24 protein-coding genes and 1 pseudogene are annotated in these 18,157 nt (G+C 39.1%); 21 read left to right on the top strand and 4 right to left on the bottom strand.

Annotated elements, in window-relative coordinates; all coding sequences use genetic code 11:
- Positions 1 to 20 precede the first annotated feature (20 nt).
- From AC4EG4_RS06500 to AC4EG4_RS06445, 12 genes and pseudogenes are all read left to right on the top strand, one after another.
- Complete coding sequence (locus tag AC4EG4_RS06500; RefSeq protein WP_490987308.1) at positions 21 to 1,040, top strand: ThiF family adenylyltransferase; 1,020 nt, start codon at positions 21 to 23, stop codon at positions 1,038 to 1,040.
- A 19-nt stretch (positions 1,041 to 1,059) separates the two neighbouring features.
- Positions 1,060 to 1,574, top strand: a pseudogene (locus tag AC4EG4_RS06495) (MogA/MoaB family molybdenum cofactor biosynthesis protein).
- A gap of 80 nt (positions 1,575 to 1,654) precedes the next feature.
- Entirely contained in the window at positions 1,655 to 2,902 is a 1,248-nt protein-coding gene (locus AC4EG4_RS06490) for a molybdopterin molybdotransferase MoeA (RefSeq protein ID WP_490987307.1), read from the top strand.
- A gap of 75 nt (positions 2,903 to 2,977) precedes the next feature.
- Positions 2,978 to 3,415: a molybdenum cofactor biosynthesis protein MoaE gene (locus AC4EG4_RS06485; protein WP_490987306.1), complete on the top strand. Its 438-nt coding sequence runs from the start codon at positions 2,978 to 2,980 to the stop codon at positions 3,413 to 3,415.
- Positions 3,412 to 3,645 (top strand): molybdopterin converting factor subunit 1, encoded by a 234-nt coding sequence (moaD, locus tag AC4EG4_RS06480; RefSeq protein ID WP_490987305.1) that lies wholly within the window; start codon positions 3,412 to 3,414, stop codon positions 3,643 to 3,645. The genes AC4EG4_RS06485 and moaD overlap by 4 nt, the downstream gene beginning before the upstream one ends.
- 53 nt (positions 3,646 to 3,698) lie before the next feature.
- Complete coding sequence (gene moaA, locus AC4EG4_RS06475) at positions 3,699 to 4,715, top strand: GTP 3',8-cyclase MoaA (protein WP_490987304.1); 1,017 nt, start codon at positions 3,699 to 3,701, stop codon at positions 4,713 to 4,715.
- Positions 4,716 to 4,872: 157 nt separating this feature from the next.
- Entirely contained in the window at positions 4,873 to 5,580 is a 708-nt protein-coding gene (locus AC4EG4_RS06470) for a Crp/Fnr family transcriptional regulator (RefSeq protein ID WP_490987303.1), read from the top strand.
- A 77-nt stretch (positions 5,581 to 5,657) separates the two neighbouring features.
- Entirely contained in the window at positions 5,658 to 5,939 is a 282-nt protein-coding gene (locus tag AC4EG4_RS06465; RefSeq protein WP_490987302.1) for an AbrB/MazE/SpoVT family DNA-binding domain-containing protein, read from the top strand.
- A 389-nt stretch (positions 5,940 to 6,328) separates the two neighbouring features.
- A complete protein-coding gene (locus AC4EG4_RS06460) occupies positions 6,329 to 6,754 on the top strand; it encodes a VOC family protein (RefSeq protein WP_490987301.1) in 426 nt (141 codons plus the stop codon).
- 144 nt (positions 6,755 to 6,898) lie between these two features.
- The gene (locus tag AC4EG4_RS06455; protein ID WP_490987300.1) at positions 6,899 to 7,765 is read left to right on the top strand and encodes an alpha/beta fold hydrolase; all 867 of its coding nucleotides are present in this window, start codon (positions 6,899 to 6,901) and stop codon (positions 7,763 to 7,765) included.
- Between the two features lie 112 nt (positions 7,766 to 7,877).
- On the top strand, positions 7,878 to 8,627 hold the full coding sequence (locus AC4EG4_RS06450; RefSeq protein WP_490987299.1) for a hypothetical protein: 750 nt from the start codon (positions 7,878 to 7,880) through the stop codon (positions 8,625 to 8,627).
- A gap of 18 nt (positions 8,628 to 8,645) precedes the next feature.
- The gene (locus AC4EG4_RS06445; RefSeq protein WP_490987298.1) at positions 8,646 to 8,804 is read left to right on the top strand and encodes a hypothetical protein; all 159 of its coding nucleotides are present in this window, start codon (positions 8,646 to 8,648) and stop codon (positions 8,802 to 8,804) included.
- A 105-nt stretch (positions 8,805 to 8,909) separates the two neighbouring features.
- Here the strand turns inward: AC4EG4_RS06445 and AC4EG4_RS06440 are convergent, their stop codons facing one another.
- Positions 8,910 to 9,647, bottom strand: a complete 738-nt coding sequence (locus AC4EG4_RS06440) for an alpha/beta fold hydrolase (RefSeq protein WP_490987297.1) — start codon at positions 9,645 to 9,647, stop codon at positions 8,910 to 8,912.
- 89 nt (positions 9,648 to 9,736) lie between these two features.
- On the opposite strand from AC4EG4_RS06440, the gene AC4EG4_RS06435 reads away from it, so the two are divergent.
- The 4 genes from AC4EG4_RS06435 to AC4EG4_RS06420 all read left to right on the top strand — a co-directional run bounded on the left by AC4EG4_RS06435 (position 9,737) and on the right by AC4EG4_RS06420 (position 11,443).
- Positions 9,737 to 9,877 (top strand): hypothetical protein, encoded by a 141-nt coding sequence (locus AC4EG4_RS06435; RefSeq protein ID WP_490987296.1) that lies wholly within the window; start codon positions 9,737 to 9,739, stop codon positions 9,875 to 9,877.
- A gap of 59 nt (positions 9,878 to 9,936) precedes the next feature.
- A complete protein-coding gene (locus AC4EG4_RS06430) occupies positions 9,937 to 10,098 on the top strand; it encodes a hypothetical protein (RefSeq protein ID WP_490987295.1) in 162 nt (53 codons plus the stop codon).
- 85 nt (positions 10,099 to 10,183) lie between these two features.
- A complete protein-coding gene (locus AC4EG4_RS06425; RefSeq protein WP_490987294.1) occupies positions 10,184 to 10,681 on the top strand; it encodes a hypothetical protein in 498 nt (165 codons plus the stop codon).
- Between the two features lie 492 nt (positions 10,682 to 11,173).
- Positions 11,174 to 11,443: a hypothetical protein gene (locus AC4EG4_RS06420; protein ID WP_490978481.1), complete on the top strand. Its 270-nt coding sequence runs from the start codon at positions 11,174 to 11,176 to the stop codon at positions 11,441 to 11,443.
- 86 nt (positions 11,444 to 11,529) lie between these two features.
- Here the strand turns inward: AC4EG4_RS06420 and AC4EG4_RS06415 are convergent, their stop codons facing one another.
- Complete coding sequence (locus tag AC4EG4_RS06415) at positions 11,530 to 11,982, bottom strand: universal stress protein (RefSeq protein WP_490987293.1); 453 nt, start codon at positions 11,980 to 11,982, stop codon at positions 11,530 to 11,532.
- Between the two features lie 311 nt (positions 11,983 to 12,293).
- Between AC4EG4_RS06415 and AC4EG4_RS06410 the strand changes: the two genes are divergently transcribed.
- Complete coding sequence (locus AC4EG4_RS06410) at positions 12,294 to 12,476, top strand: hypothetical protein (RefSeq protein ID WP_490987292.1); 183 nt, start codon at positions 12,294 to 12,296, stop codon at positions 12,474 to 12,476.
- A 91-nt stretch (positions 12,477 to 12,567) separates the two neighbouring features.
- Here the strand turns inward: AC4EG4_RS06410 and AC4EG4_RS06405 are convergent, their stop codons facing one another.
- Complete coding sequence (locus AC4EG4_RS06405; RefSeq protein ID WP_490987291.1) at positions 12,568 to 13,491, bottom strand: hypothetical protein; 924 nt, start codon at positions 13,489 to 13,491, stop codon at positions 12,568 to 12,570.
- Positions 13,492 to 13,856: 365 nt separating this feature from the next.
- Here AC4EG4_RS06405 and AC4EG4_RS06400 point away from each other — a divergent pair, with 365 nt between their 5' ends.
- The 4 genes from AC4EG4_RS06400 (at position 13,857) to AC4EG4_RS06385 (ending at position 17,347) form a co-directional block, all read left to right on the top strand.
- Positions 13,857 to 14,936 carry a protein kinase family protein gene (locus AC4EG4_RS06400; protein WP_490987290.1) on the top strand — a complete coding sequence of 360 codons (1,080 nt, stop codon included), beginning with the start codon at positions 13,857 to 13,859 and terminating at the stop codon, positions 14,934 to 14,936.
- Positions 14,937 to 14,960: 24 nt separating this feature from the next.
- Positions 14,961 to 15,431 carry a GNAT family N-acetyltransferase gene (locus AC4EG4_RS06395; RefSeq protein WP_490987289.1) on the top strand — a complete coding sequence of 157 codons (471 nt, stop codon included), beginning with the start codon at positions 14,961 to 14,963 and terminating at the stop codon, positions 15,429 to 15,431.
- 245 nt (positions 15,432 to 15,676) lie between these two features.
- Positions 15,677 to 16,528: a DUF2785 domain-containing protein gene (locus AC4EG4_RS06390; protein WP_490987288.1), complete on the top strand. Its 852-nt coding sequence runs from the start codon at positions 15,677 to 15,679 to the stop codon at positions 16,526 to 16,528.
- A gap of 63 nt (positions 16,529 to 16,591) precedes the next feature.
- Positions 16,592 to 17,347 (top strand): SDR family oxidoreductase, encoded by a 756-nt coding sequence (locus AC4EG4_RS06385; protein ID WP_490987287.1) that lies wholly within the window; start codon positions 16,592 to 16,594, stop codon positions 17,345 to 17,347.
- 427 nt (positions 17,348 to 17,774) lie between these two features.
- Here the strand turns inward: AC4EG4_RS06385 and AC4EG4_RS06380 are convergent, their stop codons facing one another.
- Positions 17,775 to 18,107 carry a DUF3784 domain-containing protein gene (locus AC4EG4_RS06380; protein WP_490987286.1) on the bottom strand — a complete coding sequence of 111 codons (333 nt, stop codon included), beginning with the start codon at positions 18,105 to 18,107 and terminating at the stop codon, positions 17,775 to 17,777.
- Between the last annotated feature and the right edge of the window lie 50 nt (positions 18,108 to 18,157).

Genomic DNA, 18,157 nt, shown 5'->3' with positions numbered 1-18,157 from the left:
GATAGAAAGGTGAGAAACCATTGAATAATCGTTATTCCCGGCAAGTGTTGTTTAACCCCATAGGATTAACTGGCCAGAAGAAAATAAGTGAAACAGCTGTTGCAATCATTGGATGTGGAGCATTGGGATCTGCCATTGCTGAAACTTTGACACGAGCCGGTATTGGCGAAATTCATTTAGTTGATCGGGATTATGTCGAGTTTTCCAATTTGCAGCGGCAACAGCTTTTTACTGAAGATGATGCAGAACAGATGAGGCCAAAAGTTGTTGCCGCAGAAAAAAGGTTAAAAGCAATTCGAAGTGATCTGCGATTGTATACGTATTTGGAGCATCTTGATGCAAAACTTATCGAAAAACTTGCAGGAGTCAGTACGATTTTTATAGATGCAACAGACAATTTTGAAACCCGCCTTTTGATCAATGACGCATCCGTAAAATACGGTCTGCCTTGGATTTATGGGGCATGTGTTGGAAGCTCAGGAGTAGTTTTCCCATTTATACCAGGAGAAAACGCCTGTTTTCGCTGCCTGTTGCCGGTGCTTCCCGCGATAAATGAAACCTGCGATTTGGCCGGCATCATCTCACCGGCAGTTCAAGTGACCGCTGCGCTGCAATGCACAGAAGTGATTAAATGGATTAATGGAAATCAAACAGAGATCCGAAAAAAAATTCATCATTTCAATTTATGGGATAACACACAATGTGATATCGGAATTTCACGCATAAAAAATAATGACTGCCAAACATGTGGGGAGAATCGCACTTTTCCTTCTTTACAAAATGAAGCCGTCAATTCTTACGCAGTCATATGCGGTAGAGATACAGTTCAGGTGTTGCCTGATCGAAATCGTCCCATTACATTGGCCGATGCCGAAAATATAGGATTAAAATTGGGATGTGCAGTTAAATCGAACCCATATTTTGTTGAGATCAAAGCATTTGAAAAAAGGTTAATCTTGTTTGCGGACGGCAGGCTGCTGATTCATGGAATTCGAAGTACGGCAGAAGGCAGAAAAATATATCATCGTTTATTTGGTTGATTCAGAAAGGAAGAGTTAATTGTCGAACTCGTTTCCACTAAAAAGAAACGTACATATTGCTATCTTAACGATTAGCGATACGCGTAAAAAGATGCTGATCCAGGCGGTGAATTGATTAAAAAATTGGCAAAAGCAAACGGATTGGAAGTTTGTAACTACAAAATCGTCAATGACAACAAAAATGAAATTAGTGGCGTATTGTCCGATTGGTTGGAAAATGAAGAACTGGATGCCATCATAACCACAGGTGGCACAGGCATTTCTGAACGGGATGTGACATTGGAAGCCGTGGAGCCTTTTTTTGATAAAGAATTGAGAGGTTTTGGAGAATTGTTCCGCTACTTGAGCTTTACAGAAAGTATTGGAACCAAAGCCATTCTAAGCCGGGCTACAGCAGGTGTGGCATCGGACAAAGCTATTTTTGTACTGCCGGGTTCACGTGCGGCAGTAAAGATCGCCATGAAGCGGCTCGTCTTGCCGGAAATTCGTCATATCATTTTTGAGCTCTGCAAACATCATCATCCTCGTGTGTAGGCTTTTTATATTTGGCTTCTAAGCTTCAGGTTCGATTTTCACACATAAAGCTAATCAATAAAAGCAAGGAGTAGATGGGAATGATTGAACAACGTCAGCCGATTCCGGTGTCAGAGGCTGTAAAAAAAATAATCGGACAGGCACAGTTGCTTGGGACTGAGATGGTATCCCTTAATCAAAGCTATCATCGGATACTGGCAGAACCTATTGTAGCTAAGCACCCTGTACCGCCATTTGATCGGTCTCCGTACGACGGTTTTGCCATTTCTTCCAAAGACTCAATTGGAGCTTCCGGTGATAACCGCGTCACGTTTACAGTTATCGACCACATTGGAGCAGGGACAGTATCAGAAAAGCCTCTTTACGGCAACGAGGCAATACGGATTATGACTGGTGCACCACTCCCGAAAAACGCGGACGCCATTGTCATGTTCGAGCAAACTGTCGAATCGAAGGACTCTTTCACAATTCGAAAACCTTTCACGCCTTTGGAAAATGTTTCGCAGAAAGGTGAAGATATCAAACAAAGTGAAACAGTAATAGAAAGTGGAAACCTAATCCATTCTGGCACTATTGCCGTTCTTGCTACTTTTGGTTACGCACAAGTACGTGTCTCCAAACAGCCGGTAGTTGGCATTTTGTCGACTGGAACAGAGTTGTTGGATGTAGCTGACTTGCTCGTTCCGGGAAAAATTCGCAACAGCAATGGTCCAATGATAGCAGCGCAGCTAGCTCGTATGGGAATTTTGTGTAAAACATATGGCTTGTCTGCGGACAAATTAGATGAGAGTTTTGAACTTGTAAAAAAAGCGGCTGCGGAAACGGATTGCTTGATTACCACTGGCGGTGTATCGGTTGGCGACTTTGATTTTCTGCCGGCCATTTATGAGCGTCTGGGTGCCCATGTATTATTCAACAAAGTCACCATGCGTCCTGGCAGTGTAACGACAGTAGCTGTAGCGGATAACAAATATTTATTCGGGTTGTCCGGAAATCCTTCTGCCTGTTTTACAGGTTTTGAGTTGTTTGTCCGTCCGGCTTTGTTAAAAATGATGGGTGCAGAAAAACTGTATTTGCCGCATACCACAGCCGTACTCGGAGAAGATTTTACAAAAGCAAATCCGTTTACTCGTTTTATTAGAGCAGTATACGACGGCATTACTATAAAACCAGCAGGCTTTAACAAATCAAATGCAGTTGCTTCGATCGCAAAAGGTAATTCACTGATTGTCCTGCCAAGTGGGACAAGGGGATTCAAAAAAGGAGATACGGTAGACGTTCTTCTTCTAGGAGTAGAAGAAGGCAGCGCGTTATGGAAAATAGAATAATTCAGCAGGAAAAATAGCTAACCATTACCCAAAAGATAGACACGTATGTTATGAACTGGTTGGAAGGGGAACTAGATGAAAACATTTAGCATCGTATCAGAACCGATCAATCCTCAATTGTATGCAGACTATGTTTTAAGAGCTGAAGCTGGGGCAATCATACTTTTTACAGGACATGTTCGAGAATGGACGGGAACTGCACAAACTCTTTTCTTGGAATATGAAGCTTATGTGCCGATGGCAGAAAAGAAATTGGCACAAATCGGTCAGGAGATAGAGGGAAAATGGGAGGGCTGCCAAGTGGCAATAGCCCATCGCATCGGCGAACTTCAAATCAGTGATATCGCGGTAGTAATTGCAGTATCTTCACCTCATCGGAAAGCCGCTTATGAAGCCAACGAATATGCGATTGAACGAATCAAGGAAATCGTTCCAATCTGGAAAAAAGAAATTTGGAATGATGGAGAAGAATGGGGTGGCGACCAAAAGAAAAAACCGGGAGGATACAAATGATTACGGTACAGTATTTTGCGGGAATTCGGAACATTACAGGTAGATCCAATGAAGTTGTTCTTTTTACAGAAAAAACTGTTGGCGAGTTTCGAAAATGGCTTGAAGAAAAATATAGTGGTCTAAAAGAAAGTTCCGTACAATTCGCAGTTAATGAAGAATATGCAATGCCGAATGAGGTCTTAAAAGAAGGCGATATTGTTGCCTTAATCCCGCCGGTTAGCGGAGGCTGATGATCAAATTATGCTAATTGATTTGAATTATAATGTAGAAAGGGAGAAGCACTATGGAAAGAAAACCATTAAATGACCAACTGGGGCGGCCAATCCGCGATTTGCGAATTTCCGTTACGGACCGGTGCAATTTCCGGTGCTCGTATTGTATGCCAAAAGAAGTTTTTGGGGATGACTATGCATTTTTGCCAAAACAGGAATTGCTGTCTTTTGAAGAAATTTACCGGCTGACCAAGTTATTTGTAACGATGGGAGTAAAAAAAATTAGGTTAACAGGGGGAGAACCCTTGTTGCGTAAAGATCTGTCAGAGTTGATCCAGCAAATTTTGTCAATTGACGGCGTAGAGGATTTAGGGTTGACCACTAATGGCCTTTTGCTGAAAAAGCATGGACAATCTTTGTACGATGCGGGTTTAAGAAGATTGAACATCAGCCTGGATGCTTTGGATTCTACTCTTTTTGGAAAGCTCAATGGCAGAGGTGTGGGTTCCTCAAAAATCCTTGAACAAATTGACTATGCCAATGAACTGGGTTTCGAAATAAAAGTAAACATGGTCGTGCAAAAAGATGTGAATGAAAAAGAAATTTTGCCGATGGCAGCTTATTTTAAAGAACGGGGAATTACACTTCGCTTTATTGAGTTTATGGACGTAGGAACTGACAATAGCTGGAGCTTTAAAAAAGTAATCACCAAAAAAGAAATTCTCTCGTTGCTTCAAACTGTTTATAAACTGGAACCTGTCGACAAAGACTATTTCGGTGAAGTGGCGAAGCGATACAGTTACAACGAAAGCAAATCACAAATAGGATTTATAACGTCCGTTTCAGAATCTTTTTGTTCTTCCTGTACGCGTGCACGCCTGTCTTCGGATGGAAAATTTTATACTTGTTTGTTTGCCACAGAAGGTTTTGATATTCGTGAATTGCTTCGAAATGGTTTAGATGACGCTGGAATATTGAACGCTGTGAGCCATGTATGGGGAAATCGTACAGATCGGTATTCTGACGAACGAACAGAGCAAACTGCTAAAACCCGTAAAAAAATCGGGATGTCTTATATCGGTGGTTGAAAATCAATTGCTGGTTTAATTATGAAAAATAGTTTATAAAACATATAAGCAGTCGTACTTCTTGAACTTTTTGATAGAGATCGCAAATTTTAATGATAACAAAATTCATTCGTCATTCTATCGTTTAATTGGCGCATACGAAGGGAGAATTGAAAGTATGGACCATAAAGAGGCATTTAAACATACCAGTTCAAAAACCAATAAAAATCATGAGTTGTGTGTTTCGATTGTTCCGATTTTCAATCATCTTCAACCAGAAGAAATGGAGATGATTGCGAAAGCGACTCGTCCAGTTTCTTTGAAAAAAGGCGAAATTTTATACAGAGCCGGCGACACTTCGAACTCTTTGTATATTGTTCATGAAGGAAAAATAAAGGTGTATCGTTTATCAGAGAATGGCAAGGAGCAGCTGATTCGAATTTTGTCACCAGGTGAGTTTACAGGTGAACTTGCTGTTTTTACCGAATCCGTACATGAAGTCTATGGAGAAGCTATGGAGAAAACGGAGATTTGCAGCATAAACAATTCTGATTTACAGGAATTGCTGCAGAAACACCCGAATATTTCATTGAAAATTTTAACGGAGTTTTCAAAACGGCTTGATTCTGCAGAACATCAATTGACTAGTTTTGCCACCGAAGATGTGGAAACACGCATTGCCTTATATTTGGTTGAATTGGTCCAAGAAAGTGAGAGTGCTGAGATTCGCCTCCCCATGTCCCGAAAAGACCTGGCATCATTTTTGGGAACAGCACCAGAAACCATAAGCCGGAAGCTTACGAGATTTGAAGATATGGGCTGGATTAAGCAAGAAGATCGCCGTGTGATCAAAATTTTAGATGTAGATGCTTTGCTTCTTCTGTAGCATATGCTATTTAGTTGAGTGTCCAAATGATGCATCACCCACAATACAGTCCTGGTTACGAAAGTGAGAGAATACAAATGAAAAGAACAGGCATTGTTCGAAAAATTGATCGCTTGGGACGTATTACGATTCCATATGAGCTAAGAAAATCTTTTCAACTTAATGAGCATGATAAGATTGTATTTTATATGGAAGATGAAAAAGTAGTAATGAAAAAATATCAGCCATACGCTGCTTGTTTTATTACCGGAAAAGTACTTCCAGAAAACAAACGATATGCATCTGGTTTTTTTCTGAGTACAAAAGGTGCAACTATTTTATTGAAGCAGCTAAACAACTTAAGTGACTTGCAGCTATAGGGAATTTGAGATGAGAAAAGAGCCTGTTCAGGCGAATTTCTTGTCTTTTTTTGTAGAAGTCCCTGCTATTTTATTACTTAAAATATCTAAAGTAATAAAAGATACTATATTCTTACTTTTCATTTTTTAAAAAAATTTCTATTACTTTATACAAGGTTTTAATCCAATGGTTTCCGAGTTATCAAGTATCTACTAAGATAAATTGAAATCTACATATTTAAAGAGAACCGACAATATAGTTTTGTGTAGAGAATTAAAAATGTATATTCATATTTTAGAATCAAAAATATTTGCTAAAAGAAAATAAAAAATTGAATTTAAGCAGGCTTCTTCTGGTCTTTAACGAATTAAGATAAATGATTAATTTAATTCAGAATGGAGGAGAATCAATGGCATTAAAAGCAAAAGAGATTTACGTCAATTTGCCTGTGAAAGATTTGGACAAATCGGTGGAGTTTTTTACAAAGCTTGGATTTGAATTTCATCCAGAAATGACGGATGAAAATGCATCGTGCATGATTGTCGGAGAAAACATTTTTGTCATGTTGTTAATTGAGCCTTTTTTTAAAACGTTCACCAAAAAAGAACTTGCCGATTCGACAACAAATACAGAAGTGATTGTGGCGCTTTCTGCCGATAGCCGTCAAAGTGTTGATGACATCGTCAACAAAGCGTTAGAAGCGGGCGGAACAGCATCGAATGATGTGATGGATAACGAGTATATGTATGCTTGGAGCTTTCAAGACCTTGATGGCCATTTATGGGAAGTCATGGCCATGGCAGAAAGCGACAATTCGAATAAGAGCAATACGTAAAACCAGAAAACCATTTAGGAGAAATCCTAAATGGTTTTCTGGTTTATAAATCATGGTCTTTCAAAGGAGTTAAGTTATTGAAAGAAAGCAGCAATTTAAAATTTTGGGGGATTATACAGTTAACACTACAAGAGGTGAAAAATTATGAAGCGAAAGGTCGAAATTTTCACATGTAATGGCATATCTATTGAGTATTCCATTGTTGGAAAGGGAGAACCGGTACTGGTCATGCACGGTGGACATTCAAGTTCCAAGGAAGAAATGGGTTACAGAGCATTGGTTGAAAACGATTTTATGGTGATTACTCCTTCAAGAGCAGGCTATGGAAAAACTTCAAAGAGGGTGGGGAAAAGCCTGTCGACAGCTTGCGAATGTTACCGCAAATTGATCAATCACTTGAATATCGAGAAAGTTCACTTGCTTGTGATTTCAGCTGGCGGACCCAGCGGCATTTACTTTGCATCACATTTTCCTGAAATGGTCAGCACGTTGACTTTACAGTCTGCAGTAACCACTAATTGGCTTCAACCAAAAGATAAAGAATACAAGACAGCTAAAATATTATTTCAACCTTATACTGAAAAGTTTACCTGGTCTTTCATTTCTGTACTAAACAATAGGTTTCCGCAATTGATTTTCCGCAGCATGTTTTCATCATTCAGTACTCTGTCCTACAGGGAGGCAAAAACTAAATTTGCGATTACTGATCGTGAATCCATGCGAAAAATGAACAATCGCGAGCGATCGGGCTTTGGCTTTATGATCGACCTCAAGCAAAATGCGGAAATAACTATTGAAAATTTACAATCAATTGCTTGCCCCACGCTCATTCTTCACAGTAAGCATGATGGAGCCGTTTCTTTAGAGCATCCTTACCATGCACATACACATATCCCTCATTCGAACCTTTATTTAGTCGACTCATGGGGGCATTTAATTTGGCTTGGGAATACGGCAAATGAAATCGACGAAAAAACAACCTCTTTTCTGAAAACACAGCGTATTTCTTGATGAAAGATTGGATATTATTGGTATAATTAATATGGACATAGTTGTGATAGGGTCACTTTCCAAACTTATTGCTGTTGCATGTTAGCTGAAATTTTATATAAGGAGCCTTTGAATGAAGCATATTTATGCCTTTGAAAAAATAGAAGAGGTGGAAAAATACCAAGCCGTCATTGAACGATTCAAAAGACAGTTAAATGCCTATCAAAAACATTTAGAAACTAATTATTGCCTAGTAGATAAACCTAAGGCAGTTGTTTGGACGTCTGTAGAGTCTGCTACAACTGTTTTTTCTAATCTTCCCATCCCAGCATTTACAAACAAGAACACGATTTATATCTCACCAGATGTCCTAGCTTGGAGAGAACTTTTCGTCCAGCAGTTAGATGGGCTGGATCTTCCCCATATCATCCAGTTTTACGAGAAGCTTTCAGAAAAGCATGTTCTCACAATTCTCGGTCACGAACTAACTCATCACTCCGATTTGTTTTTAGATGAGTTTGACGAAGAGCGGGAAGACAGCATATGGTTTGAAGAAGGCATGTGTGAGTACTTACCCCGAAAGTTCCTGTTAACTAATGAGGAATTTCATCAAGTCTCAGCCGTTGAAAAGGAGCTGGTTACCCTATTTACGGTAAAGTATGGAGATCGACCGCTTGATGAGTTTGGAAGCAATTCGTATCAGGAAAGTTTATCAAGCATCATGTTTGATTATTGGAGAAGTTTTCTTACAGTTAAGTATTTGGTGGAAGTTTGTTATGAAAACAATATAGAGTCGGTTTTTAAAGATTACAGTCAATGGCATGTAGATGGGCGTAGGATTTCACTTACTGAACATTTTAAATTAGAGAAGTTATCTGTGTAAAAATGAGGAGGAAGTCATATGACTGTTTTATTAAAAGTTATAAGCATCCTGCTTATAATTTCAGCGGCGATTTTAATCTACACCGAGACGACCGATCTTTTAATCGGTGTAATTTTTTTTGTTGCAGGTGCTCTTCTTTACACCTATACGAAAAGTAAGAATACATATGCTGAATAACTGATTAAAGTTCAAAGAATAACGAGAAAAGAAGCTGAGCACAGCAAATCTTTTCTCCTTTTGTTTAATCGGGCTGTCACTAGCCGTGAACTGTGATGGACCTGATCAGAGATCATTTAACCACTCTCTCAAAACACGGTTAAAAAGCTCTGCTTTTTGTACAGGCCAGGCATGTTGTGCTCCTGGGATTAAACTCCCTTTGGCGTTCGGAATGTATTTTGGAGCCAATTGAATTGTTTCAAGAATGCCGCGGGACTCGCGATCGCCTGCGACGATAAAACATGGACTGGTGATCTTTCCATAGGATTCGTCCAATCTGAAAGACATGATTTCCTTCCAAATCGTTTCGTAGGTTTTACGTGTCAGCAGCTGATAATTCGTTATGAATTCAGTCGTTTTATCGGGAGGCAATTGGTAGTACTCCCGGGCCAGTTTGTTCAGGTAGCGTTCATTTTGTATGCCACGCTGTACTGCACGAGATTGTAGTTTCATTAAAAACTGAAAGTGCATCGGTTTTGCGGTAATGCCGCTGACCAATAGGCTAAGAATATTTTCGGGAAATCGTTTTGCTAATTCTAACGCTACATGGCCGCCCAATGAAATTCCGACCACATGAACCTTTCGATTTCCAATCACTTCGTCGACAATTAACTCTGTGGTATCCGATAAACTAACCCATGGCGTTGAGATGCTTTTCCCATGTCCCGGCAAATCGGCCAGGACTAGTGGATAATCTGAGAAAGCAGCTTCTTGCTGCCACCACATCCAGCAGCTCGCCCCAAGTCCATGGAGAAAGAGTATTGGGTCATTTTGATCGACTCTGGTTTCCTTGTAATTTATCATATCTGAGATCTCCTATAGTAAATTATTTCCGAGGCAGGCAATTTTATTTAAGGAGCCATGAGTGGTCTCAACAAAATTGGAGGGATATCATGACCAACGGAATCGATTTTTATATTGCTAATAAACCCAAAGAAATAGCGTCTTCCCCCAAATATGTAAAGTTTGACGAGAGACTTCACCAGTACCTGATAGATCAGGAGGGATATCCTGCAAAAAACACAGCTTGTTAATCAATCTTGATCAATATAGTGATCGCTTGTTTTCAACGAGAGATCTATATGAGTTAGTGATGATTTGTGAAAGACTGTTAAATGAATACAGACTAGATCTAACTAAACAAGGGGAAGCAGACAAAATTACGTGGGGCATCAACCAATTTGCACAAGATCTGAAAACGCTTTGCCTGGTTGCAATAGAACAAAACAAAAAAGTATTTGCAGCAGGTGATTGAAAAGTTTTTTGTATTTGCAACAAAGTGGTACCGCTGTAACTAAAGTTTTCAACCGCCGTCTAAATGGTATTGGAGGCGGTAGGAAATGACCTTAAGACAGTTATTTTTAATGAGTATACTTATTAGTATGATGGTCGGCTGCAGCTCCAAAAATCCACTGGTGCAAAATGACAGAGACATGAATACTTCTTCGGAGGATCTAGAATCCATCTCACAAAAGCCACCGCAAATGAAAATCGAAATAAATGGAGAACAGTTTATGGCTGCCCTAAGTGGATATGCATGGAGTTACTTTGACCCAGAAGAAAATGCGATGGCTTCTGTGCAAGCAGAATCCATCTCACCTTTTGAACTGCTTGGCAACCGCAGTGCTCCGAAAGTAAATTCGAAAACATCTATTCAGTTTAAATTTGAGACAGATCCACTTTCTTACAAAGTAACTATTTGGGAAGCTGAAAAGAATTTAAAGAGTTCTTCTGATATGGTCGTTTTAGAAGGACAAACTGGCAGAACGATTTATGAAGTGACAGCAACTTGGGAACAAGGAACAGCCCATTATTTTTTTCCTTTGATGGTTGAATAGTATTCGGACTTGGTAGTTGGTGTCTTTTTATAAAACTATATTTTGTCTAAAATTATTTACACTTGATAAAAAAGTCAGAAAAGAAATGAATAGAATCAATTCCATTTCATCCTAATATGTTAAGGTAATAATTAGGAGGTGATCCCTTGGAACGTTTTGATTTAAGCTTCAACAACCGAAGTGTAAGGATATATTTCGCTACAGTTCTTCCGTTAATGCTACTGGCAATAGTGTTGTATCTCTTTTTGCCAACTGAACTTCATTTGATTCCATCCTTACTATTGGTTACGGGGACTGTCAGCTATTTTATATGGTATTACTCGAATAAGAAAAAACATAGAAATTATTAGTTTTAAATCCGTGTTGGGTAAAGATGTAAGTTACATTTACTTATAGCGGAGGGATACTAATTCATAAATTGATTGTTATTTTTTGTTTCTACTAAAATTGTGTAAAGCTCTATGCTTTTGAAAAATACAAGGAGGGAGTACATTGGATCAAGTAGAGAAAAATCAGCAATTCTATTGGATCATCTGGCATCTTGCGCTGTTATTTATAGGTTTGGGGGCCATCAGAGCTCTTACTATTTACCAAGACGGGTTAGGGTTTGTCCTCAGCTTTATAGGTTTTTCTTTTGTGTCTATCCACGTCAAGTTTATGGAAAAAAAGTGGGGGGTTTCAAGAAAGGTGTCAATTCTCAGCTGGGTTGCATTTATGCTTGTGCTAGTTCCACTCGCTTACTGGCTTTCCTATCCTCGGTAAATAGCTAATCACCATGCCTTTATATACAATCAAAAAAGCTCGGTTAGCTTGAAAAACAAGTTAACCGAACTCTTCCGGAGAAATAATTACTGCTTAGGCTTTTTGCTTCGGACCACCAAAACATCACAAGGGCTGCTGCTGACAATATGTTGAGACACACTTCCCATTAATATATGTTCGACTGCATTCAAACCTTGCGCTCCGCATACAATAAGGTCGGCATCCACCTGCTTGGCATAGTCTCGTGTAATGACCTTATTAGGGGATCCCGGAACCACAAATTCATTCACTTCCGGGATGCCTGCTGCAACAGCTTCCTTCTTATAGTCATCAAGCAGCTGGATGCCATAATCAAATACATCATCGTTTTTATCCGGTACACGTTTTGTCATCGCCGTAAAGGAGCGGGTATCGACTACGTAAATTAAGTTCAATTCCGCATTATCCCGTTTCGCTATTTGCACCGATTTTTTAAAAGCCGCTTCCGCTTCAGGTGATCCGTCAACCGCCGTCAAAATGTGTTTGTATTCCAAAGTCATGCTAATCCCTCCCAATTTTTTAATTCTTTTCTAAAGCTTAATTCTTCAATGCTGCTTAAAACCCTTTTTAAAAAGACTGAATATTTAAATAAAATTTAAAAATAGACTTTTGAAGAAATTCAAATCTCAGCAGTTCCGAACAAAGCCATTGCAAAAGAGCTTCAAATCCAGCTATGGGTGCCTTGTTTGTTTTGATGAAATGAGCAAGCCTGTTGTCCAAACACAGGAAAAACATGAAACCTCAACTGTACCGCTTCGTATATAAGAAATTAAAGATGTACATAAAATACAAATGAAAAGAGGGATTATTCATGTCTTCAGAAATAATCGGTCTACTGGCTATAGTCACAAGTATAATTTGGGTTACTATGACCAACGAACTTATGAAATCTTCAGAGACACAGAACGGGCGTAAGATTGTCACTTTAATGACAGCGGGCACTTTGTTTACATCGATCCTCACAGTTTCACTGTTTCAAAGTCTTCCATTTTAAAATGCGGAGAAATCATGAAGCAAAATATATACTAATAACTAGAGAGAAGGAGCCGCCTAAAAGCTCATCTTCTCTCTTTTCTCTATAACGCTCATGTTTGGGAAATGACAATGTCCTTACGAAGGATTTCATTGTAATAATCAGGAGAGTACCGTTTTAAAACCATTAATCCTCTTAATGTATTCATAGCTCCAATTTTTGCGGTTTCCATCCGAAAGTGAATCTTGCCAGTGTAGGCTGGCCCTTTAGTCAAGTACCCTTTTTCAAACTTTTTTTTGAGCAGTTCCAATCCCTCTTCCAATGCGGGGGCATGCGGATAACTGATGGCCGCAAAATAAACCAAGGCGCGTAAGACGTCGTATTTCCACCTTGTTGGGAAGTGAAACTCAGCAATATAAGGCAAAATGATTTCATGGGTCGATTTTCTGCGCAACAGATTCCGGTCCAGCAAATAGCTCTGGCCCGTTTGAGTCTGTTTCTTTATCCTGGAAAGGCTGTTTCCATAACCTTCTTTTTCGTATTCTGCATATGCTTCCAGAACAGACAAGGTGGTGTGTATGGAACTTTTAGCACTATGGCTACGCGCAGCGGAACAATTCCAACCACCATCCGGCTGCTGTTGCTCAAGCAAATAGCGAATCATCTCATCAATAACAGACGCCGGGTAATTGCCGTAAGCCAATAACCCAGAAAGCATTGCTACGACACAAACATCGTCTTCCACAAATTCTCGAGGGTTCCACATATGGTCGATCAAGGTCTGCAATCCCTGTTGGTAAATGGGATGCGCCGGATCAATTTCCAAAGATTTTAAATCTCTCATCGTATAAAAAGTCGATATCCACTTCGGGCTGTAAATCCCGTTTCCCCACGTCTTTTTTTCTCCATCAAAGTAAGAAAGAAATTGACTGATCCAACCGTCTGTTGTGTAAGAAGGGTGTTTATCCAACAAATAGAGCTCCGTCTGCCTTTTTACAGCCGGGTCGCTGTCCAATAAAAAGTCAATGATCTTCATCATGGAAACCTCCTTCGGATACTTACCCACCTATTTATCTGGAAGTTATTCTAGATATCTTGTCTGTATCAAAATCAGATAGTTGATTGACATAAAGCTTGAATTCCGTACTTAAACTAAAATTTGCACCCACGTCCCAAAAATCAAAGCATCGTAAACGCTAGTCGGTGGAATATACCCAGTTAGTAGCATGAGGCCCTTTAAGTGTGGACGATAATTTCGATTCCACTGTTTAACATACTTCCATGTGCTTTTAATATTTCCTTCTGATTTTTAAAAAAATGTAAGAAAAGAACATTTTGAATGTTCCTTCATATAAAATTAGGAAAGATAAACTAAATAAAGGGTAGAAAGCAGGGAGTAGCATGGATCGAAAAAAACTGGAAGCAGCACTAGTTCATGCCGGTGTTCAAGAACCAATATTTCTCGGTGAGGGTGCATGGCATTGTGCTTGGAAAGTACAAAAAGACAACGATGATTTTGTATTGCGAATTCCGAAACAAACAGCTTATGGAAAAGCGGTACCATATAACGAGGAAACGTTAAAAGCGGACTATGGTGGAACCAAGCTGTATTACCAGTCTGTTAATGGAGCAACAGAAAGCGCAGCACCTGAATTTTACGAGTTTCATATTTCGCCGGAACTGACGTATACACTGGAAACTTTTGCTGGAAATCCTATCGACTTGCATGCAATGACCGAAGAATGGGCTTTTCAAATAGGACAGGAGGTCGGGAGGATCCACCGCGAAACTGAAGAAACTCTACACGGACTTGATGGTTTTGGATATCTTGTATGGACAGAGGAAAAAGGACTGCAAGGTACTTTTGCTGGCGATGCCAAGGAATTTTTGAAAGAAGAAAGCGAAGAGCATTTAGCAGATTACAGAACCTTATGTGCAGCTCGTTCGGAGTTTAAAGACCCAGTCGTTAACCAAACGATTCAATTGGCTGTTAAACTTCGAAATCAGCAGTTCACGAAACCGCTTCTGGCAAATCAGGACGTTTCGCCGGAAAATATCTTACTGGATAACGGCCGTATTCGCTTAATCGATCCATATCCAAGCATTTATTATGCACGGGGAATGGCTGGCAATTTTATGAACCTTTATGAAACTTATTTTATCGCATTGGCAGATACTCAGCGATATCGCAAACATCAGTTTTTAAAATGTACCGACCAGCTGAGAGCATTGGCAAAAGGATTTCTCGAAGGATACAGTGCAGGAGATTTGCATGTGGTAAAGGAAGTGAGAGGAGAACAAGTACTGCAGTTGCTGGAGACTGCATACAGTCATTTTTGTTTGTTGGGAGAAGAGATATCTGAGGGGACGAGAATTCGGTACGGCGATAAGGCAGCAATAGAAGAAAGGCTTGCGTGGCTTTCAAAAGAGTTGAAAACATTGGCCGATTCTCAAATCACAGAGCTTACTGCCAGTAACTGAAATCTAATAAAGGCAAGGTGGAAAATGAATTTGACTCAAGTTTTGCAAGAAATGAAAATCCATCCCATTACACAGTCATTTGAAGAAGAAGCAAGGGATGTAATCCTAAAAGGCTTAGAAGAGCGCTTTGGCTTTATCGATCCCAAGTACAATCCAGATTTGAAAAGCATCATTGAGAGCTATAGCGGGCGAGGCGCTGTGTTTTTAGTTGGCACCTACAAAAATCGAATAATTTGTACGGGTGCCGTTTCTTCGGAAGCTTCGGGTGTTGGAAGAGTCGAGCGAATGTCTGTCTTAAAAGAATACAGAAGAACCGGCGTTGCCAACCGGATGATTCATAGTTTGGAGTTATGGGCGGGAGATAACGGCTATAAAAAACTACTTTTAGAAACAAATAATGACTGGCAAAGTGCGATTGAATTTTATAAGAATAGCGGGTACAGCTTATATTTGGATGATGGAGAGTGCAGCCATTTTGTGAAGAATTTACTTTAGGTATGCTAATCAAAAACTGTACTCTCTCTTTGCTGGATCTTTTGCTTTGGTAAAAACGAAAGAAACATTTTAATGGATGTAGAACAAGTGGCAAAAAAAGTGAGAGCTCCTTGCAGGAAAAAAGTCAATTACAGAAACAGAGAAGGAAAACGCGACTAGAGACTTTTATGAAGATGTCAAAATTGATGAAATAGATTTAAAAATTATGGGTTATTTATGATAACACTAGTTGAGAGAGGTGACTTATGACTACTCTTTTTGACACTATTCCGATGGAGGCAAATCAACTAAAGAAAACTTTGGTAGCTTTGCAGAAGAGAGAACAAAGCTGGAAGAAAGAAAATGAACTTTTAATAATCAAATCTATGATGGAACATATTGGATCGTCCGATAGTGAGTTGCGTGACAATCTGATTTACGGGACTTTTAGCAAATTAATACTAAGCAAGAAAATTGAACATAAGCTATTGATTGAAATGTTGAACTCTTGTTTAGGCAGCAGTATGCTGTTCAAAGGCATAAGGGAAGTAAGATCAGATACAGTTTTTACCCGCTCTTTCACGTCATTATTAATTGCACTAATTTTATATAGAGATAATGAAGATGGTTTTTTAACAAGACACATGGTTTTGGAAGTAAAAGACAACCTGGTGTCCTACATGGAACAAGAAAACGATTTGAGAGGTTTTGTTCATGGAAAAGGGTGGGCACACAGTGTGGCACATGCTGCGGATGCATTTGATGAGCTTATAAAAAATAAAAACATTAAAACAGATGCGTATTCAGAAATACTAAATTCGCTTTGGAACAAAGCTTCTGTCTCTCACCATGTATATATTCATGATGAAGATGAAAGACTGCTTGTACCCATTCTTGAACTACTTAACAACGGGTTAGATCCTGTAGAGATTGAGAATTTGGCAAAAGATATTCCTTTAGAGTTAGAAAAATTAAACAAAGTGATAGAAGAAGAAAATTACTGGAAGTTGTACTCGAACTGTAAGAAATTCTTAAAAAGTTTTTACATAGTTATTGAAGATATTTCTGGTGCTTCGTCATTAAAAAAGAGTATAAGAAAATGTATTTTAGAGATGTAAAAATCAATATCTATCTATAAATTGCATTAGGTTGGAGCGTTTTCTCATAGGAGGGATTCAATCGTGACAGAACAACAAAAGCGTATCGCGGTTATAACAGGAGTTAGCAATCCAAAAGGTATTGGGGCTGCAGTCTGTCGAAAGTTGGCGTCACAGGGTGTAGATCTATTTTTCACTCACTGGAAATCAAACTTTGGTTTCCCTAACAACTTCAAATCAGAAATTACCGATATGGGTGTGCAGTGTGAGTTTATAGAGGTAGATTTGTCTGAAACAAGTGCTTACAAAACGGTTTTGTCTTCCGTGAATGAAAAGTTGGGATCACCTAACATTTTAATCAACAATGCGGCCTATTCAACCAATTCAAATTACATGGAGCTTACTGAAAAAATATTGGATGACCATTATAGTGTGAATGTCAGGACAACATCTTTGCTTTGTACAGAGTTTGCGGTGCAATTCCAAAAAAGTGAAAATAAGTTTGGAAGAATTATCAATCTAGTATCTGGGCAAGGTCTGGGTCCCATGCCCGAGGAGTTGGCTTATGCAGCAACTAAAGGGGCCATCTCAGCCTTTACGGTTTCGCTATCATCAGACCTTGCGAAATTAGGCATTACAGTCAATGCGGTTAATCCTGGGCCGACCGATACGACTTGGATGACGGATGACATTCGGCAGCATTTGCTTCCCAAATTTCCAACTGGAAGAATCGGACAACCTGAAGATGCAGCGAACATTATCGCATTTCTGGCCAGTGAAGAAGCACAATGGATCACCGGACAGATTATCAATTCAGAAGGCGGCTTTCTTAGAGGGTAGAAAATGTATACGCGGCACAGTAATAGCGGAGTTTTATTGCTAAACGTTTGAAAGAGGAACGTTATGGAGATCACAATAAACTTGCTTAACGAAAATCTATGCAAAAACAACCACTATTAATATAGCATCTCAAAAAGTGTTGAAGAAAACTGGTTTTATTCAGCAGGAAATTGGCGATGAAGAGTTTGAAATGAATGGTCAAATGAAGAAATTCATTTATTATTCTTGGGAGAAGAGAATATCGAGTTAAAAAGCATATATTACGACAATCACGATTTTTTATTAGGGTATGAAATATTAGAAGTTCCAGCAAAGGAGTTTATTTTACAAGCATTTCACGGAAATCAACATCTTAAAACCGAGCAAAAAAATAAAAAATGAGGGCATTCGACAGAATCATCGGATGTCCTCATTTTTTAATTTAAATTTAGGAACCACCGCTCTTTTTATATCGATTTCCTGTATTCATATAAACCAATGCAATTACGATGGTAGCGATCATCAAACCAATCCCAACGGTTAATAACCAATTTTTTTGGAGATATCCGCCTAAGAAAATAAAGGCCATTGAAAACGTAATGCAAAGCATCATTTTTCCTGTCGCTTTGCACAAAGCTACCTCATCATATTTTGCCTTTTCTTCCGCCGGCATCGTGTTATATCCTGCAATCAAAAATGCGCCTTTTCCTCGTAATAAAATAAAGCTCAAAATAAGAAAAAAAATCATTAAACCAAGTGGAACCAGCACTTCAGTTGCCATAGTGACAAATCCTCCTTCGAAAAAACCTATAGTAATCATATCGTTTCATT

It is taken from the genome of Planococcus sp. TJ-201 (assembly GCF_058268495.1).
Note: the sequence above shows the minus strand (reverse complement) of the source record. Positions and strands in the feature narration are given on the sequence as shown.